At 48.3% G+C, this 16816-nt stretch carries 16 protein-coding genes; 9 read left to right on the top strand and 7 right to left on the bottom strand.

From position 1 onward, the window contains the following. Positions 1 to 255: 255 nt before the first annotated feature. The 6 genes from IPL32_00870 to IPL32_00845 form a co-directional block, all read right to left on the bottom strand. Positions 256 to 2670: a CHAT domain-containing protein gene (locus IPL32_00870; GenBank protein MBK8464359.1), complete on the bottom strand. Its 2415-nt coding sequence runs from the start codon at positions 2668 to 2670 to the stop codon at positions 256 to 258. 168 nt (positions 2671 to 2838) lie between these two features. Further along, positions 2839 to 3087, bottom strand: a complete 249-nt coding sequence (locus tag IPL32_00865) for a hypothetical protein (protein MBK8464358.1) — start codon at positions 3085 to 3087, stop codon at positions 2839 to 2841. After that, positions 3084 to 5042: a S9 family peptidase gene (locus IPL32_00860; GenBank protein MBK8464357.1), complete on the bottom strand. Its 1959-nt coding sequence runs from the start codon at positions 5040 to 5042 to the stop codon at positions 3084 to 3086. The genes IPL32_00865 and IPL32_00860 overlap by 4 nt, the downstream gene beginning before the upstream one ends. A 17-nt stretch (positions 5043 to 5059) precedes the next feature. Then, positions 5060 to 5971, bottom strand: a complete 912-nt coding sequence (locus tag IPL32_00855; protein ID MBK8464356.1) for a hypothetical protein — start codon at positions 5969 to 5971, stop codon at positions 5060 to 5062. Next, positions 5972 to 6724, bottom strand: coding sequence for a sigma-70 family RNA polymerase sigma factor (locus IPL32_00850; protein MBK8464355.1), 753 nt, complete (start codon positions 6722 to 6724; stop codon positions 5972 to 5974). It abuts the gene before it with no gap. Between the two features lie 542 nt (positions 6725 to 7266). After that, positions 7267 to 7662, bottom strand: coding sequence for a hypothetical protein (locus IPL32_00845; GenBank protein MBK8464354.1), 396 nt, complete (start codon positions 7660 to 7662; stop codon positions 7267 to 7269). A 188-nt stretch (positions 7663 to 7850) separates the two neighbouring features. On the opposite strand from IPL32_00845, the gene IPL32_00840 reads away from it, so the two are divergent. From IPL32_00840 to IPL32_00810, 7 genes are all read left to right on the top strand, one after another. Beyond that, positions 7851 to 8162: a hypothetical protein gene (locus IPL32_00840; protein ID MBK8464353.1), complete on the top strand. Its 312-nt coding sequence runs from the start codon at positions 7851 to 7853 to the stop codon at positions 8160 to 8162. 317 nt (positions 8163 to 8479) lie between these two features. Further along, entirely contained in the window at positions 8480 to 8800 is a 321-nt protein-coding gene (locus tag IPL32_00835) for a hypothetical protein (protein ID MBK8464352.1), read from the top strand. Between the two features lie 259 nt (positions 8801 to 9059). Further along, a complete protein-coding gene (locus tag IPL32_00830; protein MBK8464351.1) occupies positions 9060 to 9461 on the top strand; it encodes a single-stranded DNA-binding protein in 402 nt (133 codons plus the stop codon). Positions 9462 to 9565: 104 nt separating this feature from the next. Further along, a complete protein-coding gene (locus tag IPL32_00825) occupies positions 9566 to 9937 on the top strand; it encodes a hypothetical protein (protein ID MBK8464350.1) in 372 nt (123 codons plus the stop codon). Positions 9938 to 10088: 151 nt separating this feature from the next. Beyond that, a complete protein-coding gene (locus IPL32_00820) occupies positions 10089 to 11705 on the top strand; it encodes a hypothetical protein (protein MBK8464349.1) in 1617 nt (538 codons plus the stop codon). 135 nt (positions 11706 to 11840) lie between these two features. Then, positions 11841 to 12284 (top strand): single-stranded DNA-binding protein, encoded by a 444-nt coding sequence (locus tag IPL32_00815; protein MBK8464348.1) that lies wholly within the window; start codon positions 11841 to 11843, stop codon positions 12282 to 12284. Between the two features lie 79 nt (positions 12285 to 12363). Continuing rightward, positions 12364 to 13014: a reverse transcriptase-like protein gene (locus tag IPL32_00810; GenBank protein ID MBK8464347.1), complete on the top strand. Its 651-nt coding sequence runs from the start codon at positions 12364 to 12366 to the stop codon at positions 13012 to 13014. Between the two features lie 11 nt (positions 13015 to 13025). Here the strand turns inward: IPL32_00810 and IPL32_00805 are convergent, their stop codons facing one another. Then, the gene (locus IPL32_00805) at positions 13026 to 13283 is read right to left on the bottom strand and encodes a hypothetical protein (protein ID MBK8464346.1); all 258 of its coding nucleotides are present in this window, start codon (positions 13281 to 13283) and stop codon (positions 13026 to 13028) included. Between the two features lie 314 nt (positions 13284 to 13597). On the opposite strand from IPL32_00805, the gene IPL32_00800 reads away from it, so the two are divergent. After that, positions 13598 to 14344 carry a ribbon-helix-helix protein, CopG family gene (locus tag IPL32_00800; GenBank protein ID MBK8464345.1) on the top strand — a complete coding sequence of 249 codons (747 nt, stop codon included), beginning with the start codon at positions 13598 to 13600 and terminating at the stop codon, positions 14342 to 14344. Further along, positions 14341 to 16722, top strand: a complete 2382-nt coding sequence (locus IPL32_00795) for a hypothetical protein (protein MBK8464344.1) — start codon at positions 14341 to 14343, stop codon at positions 16720 to 16722. The genes IPL32_00800 and IPL32_00795 overlap by 4 nt, the downstream gene beginning before the upstream one ends. The last annotated feature ends 94 nt before the right edge of the window (positions 16723 to 16816 follow it).

The following is a 16816-nucleotide window of genomic DNA, read 5'->3' as shown; positions in this document are numbered from 1 at the left end:
AGTTAAACAACGGAAGATGTCGCAAGGTGGTGTGCCTAGATGTTCCAATTCCGAGCAGGTCGTTGTCCGAAGGTCAGAAATCTTTCAAAAAGATGGGAGGCGTCTGGAGTGAACTATCGGAAACAATTAGAAACAACCAGAAACTAGACGATGCCCAGTGGAAGGGTTGATGAACGCCTGATGATTTATTCTGTGTCACCGAAACGGCCGCTTTCTGATGCGTTTGAGCGCTTGAGTGTCCCCTGCGTCACACCGTTAGCGATAGTCGCCTAGAAGAAAGAAAGCCGCCCAGAAATAAGGCTCGTGCGATCCAGCTGATTTGTTTTGGATCATTGATAAAGATGCAGCCTGTAAAGCCTTCGCTGTCGAACTCCCCTCACGATAATGCTCGTAGAATTTTTGGGTAAACAGCTCAGTTGACCGGTCGTTCGCCTCCCACTGTGCAGATATCACCGACGAACTTCCCGATCCCAGAAGCGCCCATGCGATACTTACGAGTCCTTCACCGTTAAGCACATTGCTCGTTTCGCACGAGGCGAGAAACGTGAGGTTCTGCTTTTTGAGACGAATGCTTAGAAGGTCTTGCACGGTGATACGCCCCGGATCCTTGCCGTTCGCCTTAAACGCTAAAAAAGACTCCAGCGGTTCATCCGGGTTGAGTTGTGCGTGCATCGAGAAGTGTAAAATGTCGGAGTCACCGGCAGAGCCAAGGAACTGCTTTCGTGTCGCACCGAAAAAAGGCTTCGAGCCGAAAATGCCTGCGACTTTCGTGGCTTCGCGATTAACGTATACCAAATGACGGTCTTCAAATGAATCATTAGCAAAAACCTGAACGGTTTTTCGGATTGGAGCCGGCTGCCGAAGTTCGTTCAGAAGCATTGACACAGACGGAGAGTAGGTTACGGTTCGATCTTCGATCAGATAAGATTCACCATCATGGCTTAATGCATGGAACGGAATCTTCCACAAGACTTTGTCCGGTACGATCACGATATGGTTCGCATTCAGCGACAATGGAGCAAGAAGTTTGTCATAGATTTCTTTTCCGTCATTCTTGAAGAAGATCCTATCGCGAATCTTTGTGCGGATGGATTGTGCAATCAGACCAGCCTCCCTCTCTGAAAGCGACAATTCGACCGAGCGGACTGGTTTTCGGTCCTCGATTACATACGCTCGCAACTGGCCACCGGGATTGAAAAAGTATGAGACAATCGCGGTGTCATGAAGTAGATTCTTATTGTTGAGCAAATCCCGATCGAGTTTTCGTTTAGTTGCGGTTTGAGGTAAAGAAAGAGCTACGGATTTCTCAATACCCGCCAATTCCTCTCGCACGTTCCCGCCATCAACTAATTGAGTTGAGAGAACCTCCACAAGTTTGCGGATCTCGATATCCAGATCGGCTTTACGTCGAAGAGCCGAATTCTCGATGCGATCACGAAGCACACGAGCCTTCGAGTAATCGGCAAGTTCTAAAGCGGCAGTTGCGTGGTCTCTGCTATCTTCTATTTCTGCCATCAACCTGTAAACGGAATGGTAAGTCTCCAGCATCGACAACGACAACATGGTGTCTTCTGTCGGTCGATCACTTTCGATGATCGCTGCTGAGCGCTTTGCGTACTCAATAGCCACTTCCTGTTCTTTTAATTGCCAGTATCCCTTGGCTAGACTAAAGTAAACGCCCGGCAGATCCTCACGAAAGTTACCTTCCTCGGTGATCTCCTCTAGGACCTTCATTTGTTTGATCAATCCGGCCCAGTCTTTCCTTCTTTCGGCGAGGATTGCCTTCCAGTGCGGAACAATGTACTCGGAATGAGCCTTCAGCGTTTCGAGTTCCTTGAAACCTTGCTCGGACACCTCAGTTCGTCCTTGTAGGCCGGCGATAACCGCCTTTCCCAGGATCGATTCAAATTGAAATCTTTTTTTCCGATCAACGCGGTCAAGTGTAGTGAGATGCTTTTCGGCGCTCTTTACGTCACCGTCGTATAGGGAAGTGAGTATAAGCGAAGTGAGAAAGAGACAACTCTGATATTCGTCGTTGGCTGCTAACGCGAGTCTCAGGCCAGTTTCACGCATTTGCTTTGCTCTTCGCTCCTGAGCCACTGCACTTAGAAGCCCTCCGAACTCGTAGAGTGCGAGGCGGTGACGGAATTTGAATTCGGTTTTCTCGCTGATCTTGACCAGTCTTTCTCCGTACTCTATCGCTCTTGCATAATTGAATTTCGATGCCCACGCGAGGCTTAAATGTCCAAGGACATCGAGGTGCGCGGATATAGGGAGGCCGCTAGCCAGTTTCTCGGCTTTTTCAAGCCAGATGATCGCAGCCACGTCGTACCCGGACGAGTACATTATCCGGCCGATGGCGAGATGATATTCGACCTTGATTTGCGGATCTGAAGGAGCAGCTACGATCGCGCTGCGGGCGGACTTTATCGCAGATGGAAAGTCCCGCTGGGTACGGAAATGCGTGGCCTTAGCCAGATACGCTGCCGCAATTCTGCGAGGCTGTCTTGAGATTTCAGCGTCTGCCAAGGCTTCTTCGAGAACCGTCGCCGCCACTTCATACCTCTCCAGCCGCATCAGGGCCAGAGCATAAACTACGTTAATTTCGGAAGAGGTCGCCACTGTTCCGTTCTTGCGTGCTTTCAGAAGAGCTTCAGGGGCTTGGCTCACTACCTCGTCGAATTGTCCGTTGTTGAAGAAAATTCGTAAAGGCGAAAGGGCATTTGATTGACCTTGGATTCCAAGGGCCGCGAGAAGTAAAAGTAGCAAGCCGGTGAATATTGACCGGCTTGCTAGTGCTAATCCAAGTAAACACCCTTTCGAAAAGCTCTGGTCCATTTAGTTATCTCGAGGGCGGCAGTCACCGTTGCCGTTATCACCGCCCTCAGTATTCGGACGACAGTTCTGGCATATTCGGAAGGGGCAGCTTTCACCGCCGAATGCCGATAGGACCTGTTCCAAGACGAACGTGAGGACTCCCGGAGCGGCCCCAGCAGTACCCGCTATAAGCGGTCCCGTCGCAAAGATGTTGCCGACCAGACATATCGAAAGCACCAGCATTAAGCCAAGTGATTTAATTCTCTTCATTTGTTTTCTCCTTTTTTGTTTAGTTGTTGCCTCAAAAACTCATACATCGCTGTAGTTACGTAACGACCGGCCACGCCGTGTCCTGCTTCTTTTGCGTATATGAACCAAACTTCGTTCCCCTTTTTCTGTAGTTGGGACTTGAGGTCGAGAACGTTTTTCTCGGGATTTCTTGAATCCAGCTTTCCCCTAGTCATAAATAACGGAGCACTACTCCAGCGATCAACGTTGTTTAATGGAGAAAGATCGTCAAGTTCTTTCATTAGTTTGTCGTTCTTCGGATCGCCGTATTCGTTGATCGAGAAGTCGTCAATAGAACTTTGGGAAAGTAAGCCCCTAATTGAAACCAACGGGTATTCGGCTATGACGGCTTTTACCCGCCGTGGTTCCAGCAACCCTGAGGCAAGAGCAACAAAGCCGCCGTAACTCTCACCGCGGACAACTATCCTGTCGCTGTCAAGCTCAGGTTGTTTTTCGACCCAGTCCAGCAAAGCCGAGATGTCCTTCACCGCGTCACGCCTTTTGGGGCCATTATCGGCATCCATGAACTCGATTCCAAAGCCTCTCGATCCGCGAATATTGGTGTGTATGATCGTAAGTCCAAGATGTGTCGCGAATCTCAGCGCCTGCGAATTGAATACCGGCCGATCGATGACTTGCGGCCCGCCGTGGACAAAGATAAGTACTGGCGATCTTCCCTCAATTCGTTGGGGCTTGATCATATAGCCTGATATTTCGAGGCCATCGAAGGACTTCCACTTTATTACTTCTGGTCCACGCACCTTGTTGTCAAACCGGGCTGGTATCCTCTCTTTTGTCCAGGACGTAGTTCGTTTGGACGAGATGTCGAATACCTCTATTGAGGCTGGCTTAGCAATATTCTCAGTTGTGTAGACAATCTCCGTATTTGAAAGCCATCGGGTGTTCCAGATAACATATGAGCCGCGAATGAAAGGTGGCACTGTCTCAGTGATCGTGTTCTTCACTAACCTGCCGATGCGCATGTTGTCAATCCCATCCCGCATCTCCTGAATTAAGAAAGATTTTTTATCCGGTGAAATCTTTACGTCCTGCAGATTCACGATTCCATTGGGCAAGCTTATCCGGCTCCTGGCTCCGTTCTTAAGATCCATCGAGGCAAGACAGGGCTCTGAACCGCATTCCGCTGACCCTTGGGAAAGCCAGAACACTCGTCCTTGACCGAAAAATCCTCTTGTCGAGTTACCTTTATCCTCGACGGTGTTCAGCTTTTTCGAATTCAGGTCGTAAATATACAGGCTCTGGTTACTGGACGATTTCCAATATTTAAGAAGCACCTGGTTTTTCCCCGAGTCAAGGACATTCCAGATGCCCTTCAGGTCAACGTCGTAGCAGGTAATCTTTAACAGGTCGTGGCTGCATAGTCGGGTTGTTTTTTTCTCGTAATCCGTCTGCGCATAAAAGATCGTCTTTCCAGATTCATCCCAAACAAATGATTCCACAGACTCATCCTTGCCTGAAAATGAGGAAAGCTTGCGCATATTTCCATTTTCATCCCGAAGATGCAATTCAAAGTTGTCTGCATCTTCCTTATCGTCGATGAAGGCGAATACTCCACCTTTCGGGCTTACGCGAACCATATTCGGGGAACGGCCGTCGATCAGGTTTTGCGGTTTTCCCATCGCCGAATCGAGCCGATAAATATACGACTTTTCATCGGTTACCAGTATCGAGCGATTCTTCCGGTCAACGTCCCAGATTAGGTTGCTCCTTACTTCCGAAGGATCGAAAAAGAGGTGTTCAACATCTGCGTTCTTTATCGTTGGAATTCCCTCGATAGCAAACGTAGGTGGTACCGGAAATTCGTCGGTCACCTGACCAGATGCTGAAATGACAGACAAAAAAACAATCGAAAGCAGTACAAATGTTGCAATAAAAGTGACGGGGATCGACGACGAGGCGACTTCGTATCTAATCATATTGTGAATGTACTGGTTCATGGCTTTGCCTCCACGCAGCGAACTGTTGCCGCTGTCTTCTTTTGGACAGTAACGGCACCGCCTGATTTCGCGTTGTTTGTTAAATCGCCGACCTTGAAATTCTGCGATTCGCTTACAATCCTTTCCCCGCTTTCAAGGGTGACGATCAGGCGCAGGCTATAGACAGTTTCATTATCAAGTTTCGCTGAAACCAAATGGGAAGTTCGGTCAACAGTCTCAAAATGGTCTATCAGCTTTTCTTCGAGGTCAGACAGGTAGACATTGAGTTTGACTGTTCCACGGACTTTGTTCCATCTTAGCAGCAGACCTGTTTCGGTAAGTCTGGCTTCAAGACCGACAGATCTTTGGTCTCCACACGGTAGATTCCCGCGAGTTTCTGAGTTTCGAATTTCCGGCACTTTGGTCACGACCTTTCTGGTCGTTACTTGACTCGTCTTTAGATTCGACGGCGTAGTCGTTACGTCTGTTGGAATCGTTGGTCTTGTGGCCGCATGGCCTCGCTCGCCGGAAGTTGTGCCATCGACTGAGCCTTCCGGCTTCACTTCAAAGACTGTTTCTATTGGAGGTTCATTGCTTCTTACAACGATATCCCCGGACGAATTTAACCCCTGAACGCCCACAAAATAGATCCCCGCCAGGAGTAAAACTGCGAATCCCGCAAAGGCCCCTACTCTTGCAAAGGACAGTACCGGTAAATTGAGAAATCGGTATTCTTGTTCAGATTCATCCAATCGAGGGATGTCGGCACCGAGAACACAGTCCCGGAACTCCTGCGGAGTTACTGATGGCAGTTTCGCTCGACATTCTTTGCAGGCGAGGAGATGTCGGCCGATCTCGATCGATCGGGAAGAAAAACTATCTTCCCGAAACATGGCGACCTCAGCAGCTGATAAGTGATCTTGATTCATTTATTTCATCAACTCCTTAAGTCTCTTGCGAGCGTCAAATCTCGCCTTCTTAACCGCGCCTGCGGTTGTCGATCTTTGGCCATTGGCCGAATTCGGGTTTGCTATCTCAGCGATTTCAATATCGGTTAGAGGCATTCGTGTTGAAATACTTTCCCAAGACTCCTTTGTGAGTTCGAGCTTTGCTAACAGTTCATCCTCTTCGATTCCAAATTGGAAAAGATAAAGCACGAGATCTACCGAATTGAAAATAAGCGCTTGGCGTTGATAAAGACTCAGCTTGCAAATACCTTGCCAGACCGTTTTGACCAAAACAAAAGTCTCTGCGGACGAAGCATCTAGCTCAGCACCGAGTGCTTCGGTATCGTCGAGAGAAGTCTCTATCCGTTTGTTTCGATTTGAGAGGTTTCGATTTACTTCGTTGTGAGCAGTACGCGCGGTGAAGGACTTCCAATCGGCTTCTGCCATTCGTGAGCCCCTGTCCTCAAACTTCGTGAGCCACTTCCAAAGCCTTAACGCAGACTCCTGCGAAATATCAGGAGCGTCATCGGCCAGAACGGATCTTCGACCAGCTACTACTTTGCGAATCAGTTTTAACGATTCTGCAAAAAAGCCCTCCCGATCAAGCGCGCTATCCGACACACGCGGTGGGTCGCCTGGTGAGGTTTGTAACTCGGAAAGGATCGGGTTATCCACAACTATTTTCCCTTTACCAAACTCGTTTACGACAAGATTTATAGTTAGCCAATGCGTCATTCAGCGATCTTCTCGGAAACGGGTAGTATTCGTTGAGACGCTTTTTCAAAGGTTTGAAAAGTCACGTGCTTTCCAACCAGCCATCTAGCTCCTGTTCTGCTTAAGTATTGACTGTTATACAACTTACGACGCGTAAATGTAAACAAAAATTATCTAGCACGTCTCGAATTTCTCGATCTGTGTTTGCTCGGTGTTTAGCCTGATGCAAGATGTGTGCCGCGCAACCTGATCACACTCTGTCTCTGGGTTTATGCCGGCGATGGGATCGAATTGTATCTTCAGGGAATGGAACAAGATCTGCTCAGACCTCGCAATCAATAACAACAATCAAAGTCGATCTAGCTCAGCAGTTAGGGATTAGGCAGTAACGGATTGATAAAGAGATTAAATCGCATTGCTTACTGACTGGTGCAAAAATAATCCAGCCTTGGTTTGTTTTCGCACCAAAACGAACACTTCTGAACCATTCACAATTCTTCTCAGATTCATTGTCCAAAATCATTGGCCGACGCATTCGAACGTCTGGTCCGTCTCCTTATCACCTATTTAAGGAAAGCGTCGCCTCGCGTTCTTTCAACACCAATAAACGAGACAACTGCCCCGTTTACAGCTCCCACAATAATGAGAACCAGGACGAGAAAGTTATTTTCAAGGATAGAGAAAGCAATAACAGCAAGAATAAGATTGAGAATAAGTCCAAAGAGGGTTGCTTTCAAGATTCCTAACTGAAAACCGACTACAACTGCTCCCGAAATTCCTCCAATTACGATTCCTAAGACTCCACCAACGATCAAGCCAAGCCAAGCCCAATCGCTTGCGGGGCCAAGACCTGTAGACGAGTGATCGTTTTTTCCGGGAAAATATAGCAGGGTCGCCAAAGCACATCCCGTAAACAGTGCGCCAAAGATTACTCCACCGGTTTTTTTTAACGTATTCATATTTTTACTGAATATGCGTGCGAGAATTACAATTCCTTTCCTTGGTCTAGGGCGAATTTCTTAGAACACCGGTACTGTTGATGGTCAATCGTTCTGCTGCCATGGTTCCGATCATAAGGTTGTTTATTGTGACTGTACCCGATGGTGCAAGAATGTTTCCGTACAAGACGCTGTTGGAGTTAAGTGTAATGCCACCGGACGCAATCTTAACAGCGTCGGAGGGTGGGGGGACTGTAAAATCAACAACTCTCACAAAGGAAATCATCACGCAGCGTTTGGGCAATACCTCATATTTAGAAGGGCAGTCTCCCATGTCACCGTCGAGTCCCGTTCGTGATTTCATGCCGGGCGATAGAATGGAATTGTATCTTGAACGCATCGAACAAGATCTTCTCAGAAGTGCACTCGCGATCAATAACAACAATCAAACACGTGCGGCACAACAGTTGGGGATTAGCCGTTCCGGATTGATAAAGAAACTAAAGCGTATCGCTCATTGATTGGTGCATAAACACGCCAGCCTCGGTTTGTTTTTGCACCAAAATGGATATTCTTGAACCACTTCCAGGTGGGCTGGTAGCCCGTAAACTCTATTCGCCGACACCACTCGAACCACTAACCCCCGAAAGATGATCAACTCGACATCGAGCCACAGGCAGTAGGATGAGCGCTCGTCCTGTTCGATTACACAAATGCGAAATCTCCCGAAAAGCAAAATCATCGTAAACTACAAATGAGACGGAAATGAAGGAACCGGCACTTCGTAACTGCAGTGAATGATTATTAAACGGGGTTCGATGAGGTAGAAAATATGAAAATGTCTACGATCAAGAATATAAAAGCTACTTGGGTCTACGACAACCGTGCATATGTCTATGAATTAGTTTCGGAGACGCTTACCATAAACGATCAACTGGGAACAAGCAGATTCGAGTTGCGCGAAGTAGACGGTGAAGACTCGAATCTCGAAATAGTGATTATTCTAAGGGAACAAAATCAGTATCATTTCAAAACGGACTATTATGACGACCCAACAGAAGAGTGGTCGTTGAAATCATTTCAGTCCGAAAATGAATTGATTCTATACTACGATGGAAGACACGGTATCGCCTATTTCCACCTGGTTCTTGGCGATTAGTGTATTACGTTGTGCGCAAGCGTTCTATTCTCTCCAGACTCTGGTATAACCCTCAGAGCGGCTCCTGCAACTAATGTTCGATATCGCCTTTCGGCCATTAGAACGCTGCCGCGAATCTCAAAGTCTTACCGGCCCCCATCAAATACTCGATAAACAAAAACAAATAACCAGCGGCAGATAAGATATGCCTTCAGAGAAGGTTCGAAGGCTTCACTAATCGTGATCCTCGGAAATTTAATCACACAGGAGAATTAAGAAAATGTCAGCAAATATTTCGATCATCGGCAACTTGGGGAAGACCCCGGAAACAAAGATCACGGACAACGGCACCCTCGTGGCGAGCTTTTCAATGGCCTCGAATTCATTCAGGAACGGCGCGGAGGGACGTGTCGAGAAGACAGACTGGTTCCGCGTGACGGCATTCGGAAAGCAAGCGGAGACACTTGCTCGCTACGTGCGAAAAGGCAGTCGTCTTTACGTTCAGGGCCGTCTGACCTTTAACCCGTGGGTGGATCAGAACGAATCTCCGCAGGCGGGAGCAGAGATCGTGCTTCAGGAGTTCCAATTCCTGTCGGGCCGACGAGATGAGGAAGGAGACGGAACTGCAATGCAACTGCCACAGAACGCACCGTCGGAACTTCAGCAGGCTGCCGCATACTGATCAATCACCAATTCAAACTCTAACTGCCGCCTAGAGAGAACCCTCTTTAGGCGGCATTCCTTTTTGAATCAGGATCGGCAGCTATGCGATATCGAGTCGTAAGAATGAAACGGATCTCCAGAGAGTTTGTAAGAGCCAATCGCAATCGCATATTCCTGTTCGGTGACAACCTCGCCGGAATGGGCTTCGGCGGCCAGGCTGCGGCCATGCGGGGCGAACCGAATTGCGTCGGGATACCGACCAAAAAATTCCCGAGCAGTCGAGACGGCGCGTTCTTTACGGATTTAGAATTCGAGCAAAACAAAGCGGCGATCGACTATGCATTCGACGTCCTATTTCACAAAATTTCGAAGGCTGAACAGATCATTGTTATTCCTGCGGACGGACTCGGGACAGGACGGGCTCAACTTGAGAGCCGGGCACCGCTAACGTTCGCCTATCTACAAAAGTGTTTAAGAGCTCTTTCTCACAAATGACCTGATCTTGTTTCCCCAAACATATTTCTCCCGCGAATTGAGAGGGATTTTCAAGCCTGAATGAAAGTGATTTTATTCAGGGTTTTGAAGATGTGGCCCTTAATTACACGCGTCTTCGATTCGGCAACACGCCGATTCAATAGAGGAAGTTATGGCAGAAAGAATAAGTATTGAACAACTCAGAAAGCACGCACCTAATAATCAGATGCTGGCGTTCATGCCGGTCAATACCGGCTCGCCGATGCAGGACTGGTGTGCGCATCTTTCATCGAATCCGTTGCGACGAAGAGAACTCGAAGAATTCTCGATCTTGGGCGATGTTGTCGTTCGAATCGCCGACGAACTTGAACCGGAAGCGTTGGACCGCGTGCGGATAATGTCGCTCGAATATGCGATGAAGGTTTTGTCCGACGAGACCGATGCCAAAGAGTTCGTTAGATGCGTAAAAGCGATCGCGAGCCCGGACGCCGGGCAGTATGAATTCGAACAGATCGCAGCCTACTACTACGGTGAGATCAGGCGACGAGGTGTTGGCGAGGTTCTCCACGAAATGGGACTGCTCGGCATGCAGTTAGAAGCTGTTACGGCAACTTCTGCAGATCGTGAGTTCAGCTTCGAGGAATCTCGAACAAGAGAACAAAAACTTTGTGTTGCTGACCAACGCAGGGTTCAGGAAGTTGCTAAGAATCGCAGGCCGCTGCCGCCAAAATGCCCGAACTTCGATGACGAAATGCAGGCGGTTCTGAGGCGTGTCGGACGACATAAGGTCAGCCGCATGATGTTCGACGACTTTGCCGAATTCTATCTGGAAGACGGCGATAAATCAGTCGAAGAACTAGACAAAGACTTCACGACGTTCGATCAACTTGAGCAGTTTGATGAGAACGGACTGATTGGCATAACGATGAGTTCAAGCCAGCGTTCGGTGGTGGTCTTTGATCTCGATTGTGAGATCGATGCAAACTGTCTTCCATACGAATCAAGAGAGCTTTCGTCACAGCTTCCAAAGCTCTTTGTAGGCCATTCTTTAGGCGGCAACACCGTTCAGGAAGGACGCCGAATGATCAGCTGCGCTGGGTGGGCAATGCCTTCTAGACATCCGTTCTCGGATCGGGAATTCGAGGAATGGCTGGCACTTTCCCTTGATCAGATCTACGACAGCAAAGTCATCCGTTCGGTACGCCGTATCTACTCATTTAAACAAGGTAGTTTCGAGATCCTTGTAGATCAGGAAATCAATCCTGACTTTGAAGAGATGCATTACGCCGCCTCTGTCCTGCGCCTATTGTGGCAGCGTCAATACTCAGACTTTCATCTGCGAAGCCTTCGTCACGATTCGTATCAGGAAACCTACCTTGCGATTCGCGCAACTTCGGATACGGCTGATTTAGCCGAACTTAAGAAAAAAGCGTATGCAGATTTTAAGGAACACAAAAGCCTTTCCCTTAAGGAGTTCACGGCTCTTAACACCGTCGCAAAATCTCAGGAAGTTAGGTTGAAGAATCAACTTTCAATCGAAGCGAAAGGCTGGCTCCGAAAGATCGAAATGGCGACTCTTGGACAGCTACGTTTCCTGAAATTCGGTCTCTATAACGACCCGGCAGCGAAGGCATTTAAGCGGCAGGAGAAACAGAAACTGTGGGACGCGGTAAGGGCACGAGACGCAGAGCTAAACGAGATCGTTCGCTCGAATCGCACGATCCAGGCGAGCCTCTTCACGCAGCCCACTGTACAGCGAACACAGGTTAAGGTTGTGCATGCGGCCTGAAAATTGAAGAGCAATATTCAACGAAAGGAGCGGCGGCCAGTATTTTGGGCAGAACGCCTAGAAAAACTCTCGCATATGGCGAAACGCCGTTCCGTTCGGAGAACAAATAAACCACAAAAGGAGCAAGAAAAAACCATGTCAGCAAATATCTCGATACTCGGAAATGCGGGCCGCGATGCGAGCCTGAAATATTCGGAAAAAGGCACACCGGTCGCTAGCTTTCCGATCGCTTCAAACTCATTTAAGACCGGTCCCGAAGGGCGTGTACAGGTCACACATTGGTTCAATGTGGTTGCCTTTGGCAAGACTGCGGAGACGCTCGCCGAGCATGTAAAAAAGGGAACGCATCTGCTTGTTCACGGCAGGCTCTCGTTCAGCCCGTGGAGCACAGATAAGGGCGAGCCCAGATCAGGTGCCGAGATCTCGCTCTTCTCATTCGAGTTTGTCGGATCGAACCGGTCGGACGGCCAAACGCACCAAGTACCTACTGCCGACAGCCCCGAGCCGGACGTTCGCGAGTTCACGGGCACGGCTGTTCCCGAGGCACCGGTCAATGAGCCTTTCATCGATCAGTTCTGAGGTAGGTTGTTTCTGCCAGTTGGGGCATAGCGTCGGTGCCGTGCCCCAGTTTCCTATAGAGAAAAACGAGAGGTAGACAATGAGCGTTACCAAGTTAGTTGAGAATAAAAGCGGGATAGAGAGTGCGGCGGAATATGCGCCTCTTGTGACGATCTATGCGGATGCATCACGCATTAGGAATGGTGCAATCGACTCGTCGGCGGGCTGCGGTGTGGTCATGCTTGATCACAACCGACTGGAGGTAAAACTGGTTTCAAAATATTTGGGACAGATTACTAATCAGCAGGCCGAGATCCTTGCATGCACGTATGCGTTGGAGCAGCTTCGCAGATATTGTCGTATAGAGATCGTGTCAGACTCAAGATATGTAATAGATACGATGATGGGCCGAAACCACATGCGTGCAAACCGCTCGTTTTGGTCGCGTCTGGTCAAAGCATGCTACGGGCATCACGTCTCTTGGCGGTGGATAAAAGGACATTCGGGAGTGCAGTTTCAGGAAGTTGCCGACCGTCTAGCCCGTGCTACGGCAAGAATATGCTGTGACATTTCAGAAGCTGATATGGCGCAATTGGGCGGGCTTCTGTATCACGGCTCAGACCAGCTGGATATCCGCGAATTTGAGATGAAGCTTGAAATGATTCTATCCCAATACGAGTCATCTCATCGGTTCGTTCCCGCTGCAAAATTCGATGGGATTGGAACAATGCCTTCTGCATTTTCCGCCTAGCTCATATTCTTTTAACCTCTAGTTTTAAGCCAGCTTTTGAATGCCGGATCGCGCTCAAAAAGGTGGTTTAGCGCGTACTCGACAACATCGTCATTGGTGATATCGGTATTCATGCTGACGGACGCGAACTGAAGATATTGTTTCAGTTTGCTGTCGGTCGCTTCGAGTACACGTGTGTTCAATTTTACGAAGTTCAAGCGGTTGATCTGCAGCAGCGGACGCTCGAAATTCTGCTTTGTAGAGGGGGTGATATTGCTCTGATCGTTCATTAGTATTTGGTCTCCTTACGTTGGCGAATTTACTGGCTTGGTTGGTAAATCAATCGGCGTGCCGTAGCAGAGAACTGCGGTATTTGTGGCAACGGGCGGCGAATAAACGAACCGCATTTGGCGTAGAAAACGAGGCGGATCGAGGGGGCCCGTAAAAAATCAAAAATTACAGCGGCGGGTGTATGACAGGATAGACCAAAAACCGGCCCGTGTAATTCACATAAGCCTCACACTGTCATTAAGTTACGCGGTGTCATCAAAATTACAAACCGCAGTTCTCGCCATATTTCTCGCAATAGGCACGTATTTTGCTCATGTCCAAATGGTCGGAGAAATTACAAACCGACGAATTGGTGACAAAACGCCGCCACAAAAATCGAGAGATGAGAAAGCGAGACAGAGAAAAAATAGTAAAAAATATCGAGTTGGCTATCGAGGCAAAACAGGGACGGCCGATCAGCGTCAGGCCCTACGATGAGGACCACAAAAAGCTTGAAGAGATCGCAGCCGAAACCGGTGAGAATAAGTCGGCGATTGTCCGTCGAATGATCCATTTCGCCTTGAAGGATAGACACCAGCATTTTGCTTCGGGTCGCTGTCAGGAAAAGCTCGATTGGCTTGTGCGAACCGGCCGCCAGAACGAGACTATTGATCTTGCTGTAAGCGACAACATCGGCGAGATTCGAGAAAGCATTGATCGAATGGAATCGGAGCTCGAAAATGCACTAGAACTGCTACGTCAAGCAAGCTCGCTGACTACCGAAATCTACTCGATGTCGAGTATGTCGATTTCCTCGTTAAATCTCGTTTTCACAAAGCTCATCGAATACACTTCATCATCACCGAACGACCGGAAACAAAGTGTTGTTATCGCCTCTACCGCAATGGCTGAGCTGATCGAACACGCCGTGTCCGATCTTAAGAAATGTCTCCTGTTCCACGAGCACGTCTCAGGAAACGAATCCCTTCACAACAGCTACCTTGCAACCAAGGTCCGAATACTAAAACAGCGAATCGATTCCTTGCCTAAACCGGCGAGTCAAGTAGCGACCGAATCATGAGAGTTATTGCCAGCGTTCAATCAAAAAGAGGCAGTTCTCGCGGTCTCATTCATTATCTAGCGCACAGTAAGATCGACCGGAATGCAGAGCCCGAAAAAGGTCGTGAACTTTTTAACGAGTTTACCGAACACCTTTCCGTAAGAAGCGCAAACAACTTTCTTAAATCCGATTGCGGGAAAGGCCGTCCCTCAAACGACGAACTTCATCATCTTGTTCTCTCATTTCGGCGGGAGGATTTTCAACAACTTGGTTCGACTGATGAGGAACGGCAACGGCAACTAAAAATCGTCACAAGATTTGCCATCGGACAGCTAGAAAAGAGTATCCAAAGCGAGCGGCTTGCGTGGGCAGGCGCCGTTCATCTCAACACAGCAAACCCGCACGTTCATATCGCAATTCAAAAGCAATATCTGACCAAAGATCTTCAGGGTAGATCGCTGAACAGAATTCCACGGGAGGCGCTTCCGCATTTTGAAATCATCGATGGAGAAAAGCGGATTATCGACGGCATTCTGATCGAATCCGCGAAGAAAAAACTTCAGGAGCTTGTTGCGGAACGGACACCTTCACTGGAACATGCCAATGACAAGCAGCACAATCGAAATGCTCCACAAAAACATGACGCCATTGAGTTTCAAAAGGGCGACGGAAATACTCACGAACGAGAGATTCTACGCCGGGGTATTCTTGCAGAATATCAACTCATGTTTAAGGAAGAAAAAATTGCCTTTCTAATAGAAAATCGTGAGAGCCTCAAGTTTCCGATCAGGGATCCGGAGAAAGCAATAACGCAAAGAGTCTCGCTCTTGGAGCTGAGGCAATCAGCAACCAACTCCGAAGACTGGAGCAAAACACCGCAATCACGCCAGATCATAGCGATAACCAACAGCATACTCGCCCGTGAAGAATCGGAATTCTTCAAACTCAAAGAGGAAACTGCATCTATTCGTGGTGAAGCAAATCAGATCCGAACCGACTATAGAAAAAGAGGAGTAAAAGTACCGCCGCCGGCATTCAATAAACAAGAACTCGATGAACTTCAGAGCGAATGTCTAGCGAACACGAAAATGCGTGAATTTCGCTATCTTGAGCAGGTGAGAACCGACCTTGAAAACAAGAAAGAAATTGCACCTAGAACTGTTTCTGATCTTGGACTTCTCGCTGGACAAAAAGCGGTTTCTGAAATGAGGATGCGGCTACATCAGCGGCAGATCTCGGACTTCAAAGACAACGCGTATTACCGAAAGGTGAAGGTTGGAAACGATCGAGTCTCCTTGGCGATGATAGCTCGTCAAAATGATATCAAAAACGATGATCGCTCTGTTCTAAAAAGCATTCGTTCAGCATTCGAATATCTTACGAACAAGCCCTCAAGCCGAAATTCCAAGTCAAAGGAAGTTTTTCTATTCGATTCGGTCAATACTTCTCTGAGTGAACAATCCTTGCAAATGAGCAAATCGATGCGGCAGGAGCACAAGATTGTTGGGGTTCTGAGTGAAGTCCTTGATCGAAGCAGCACCTTCGATACAGTGAAGCCAGTGTTTTCTGCCCATCAGATCATCGAACTTGACACACTCTCAAGAAAACTCAAATTTCCCAATGAATACGCATCCAATTGGAATCTCCAAAGGACGTCGATTCAAGGGGCGGTGCCCAGCCAACACGGAGCTAAAGGAAAGATCGGCCCCGCAGAAGCCGGGAATCTTTATCAAGCGATCGGGGGCCGCGCATTGGCCAGAGAAATTCTTTGCAATATCGAACTGAGTAAGACAAAAGAAGACCTCGCTTTCTACCGAAAATCAAAGCGTTTTCACAGATTTGCGATCGAGGACAAATCGAACGGTTCGATGAGTTATCTGAGTCTCAACGATGTCGATCTACCACGAAAAAGCTCGATTCTTGACCAAGCACTGAATCTACTGTTAGAGAGCAAAGATCATCGAACCTTGAGACGCGAGATCGAAGGCCGCGCAAGGGATCGCGAGAGATGTCTCAAAGCGGACGTGGCGGCCGCCAAAGAACTGTCGCTGAATGCGGCCAAAGAGGCTTCGGAGTTTAGGCAACTGTCCCTGTTGGCTACTGCTGCGGATCTCACCTACCAGCCTATCTTCACAACAAGCGAGATCACTGAGATCGAGAAACGCATCACAGCGACATCGAGCAGCCGGGAAGCAAAGCGACTGAACTCGATACTCAAACACTCAACCGGAATTGATGGGACGAACTTCAACGAGCTTCTAGTATCGGTCGTTAAGCTTAAAACGAAAGCAAGGTCTGGCGAAGAACGAGATTCGACTGCACATGAAAAAGGAGGATGGGCCGAGAGGGAAGATGTGACGACTGGTCGAGGTATTCGGACCGGAATCGAACGGAGTTGATATTTAGTTGTATAGAAAGCCAAACCATAGTTGGTTGGCTGACTTCGAGGCACATGATTTGCCATTTGTTCGGGGCGGTTAGTCAACGAGCCGA

The organism is Chloracidobacterium sp. (assembly GCA_016711345.1).
GTDB lineage: Bacteria > Acidobacteriota > Blastocatellia > Pyrinomonadales > Pyrinomonadaceae > OLB17.
The sequence above is the reverse complement of the archived record's forward strand: the minus strand, read 5'-3'. Positions and strand labels throughout refer to the sequence as shown.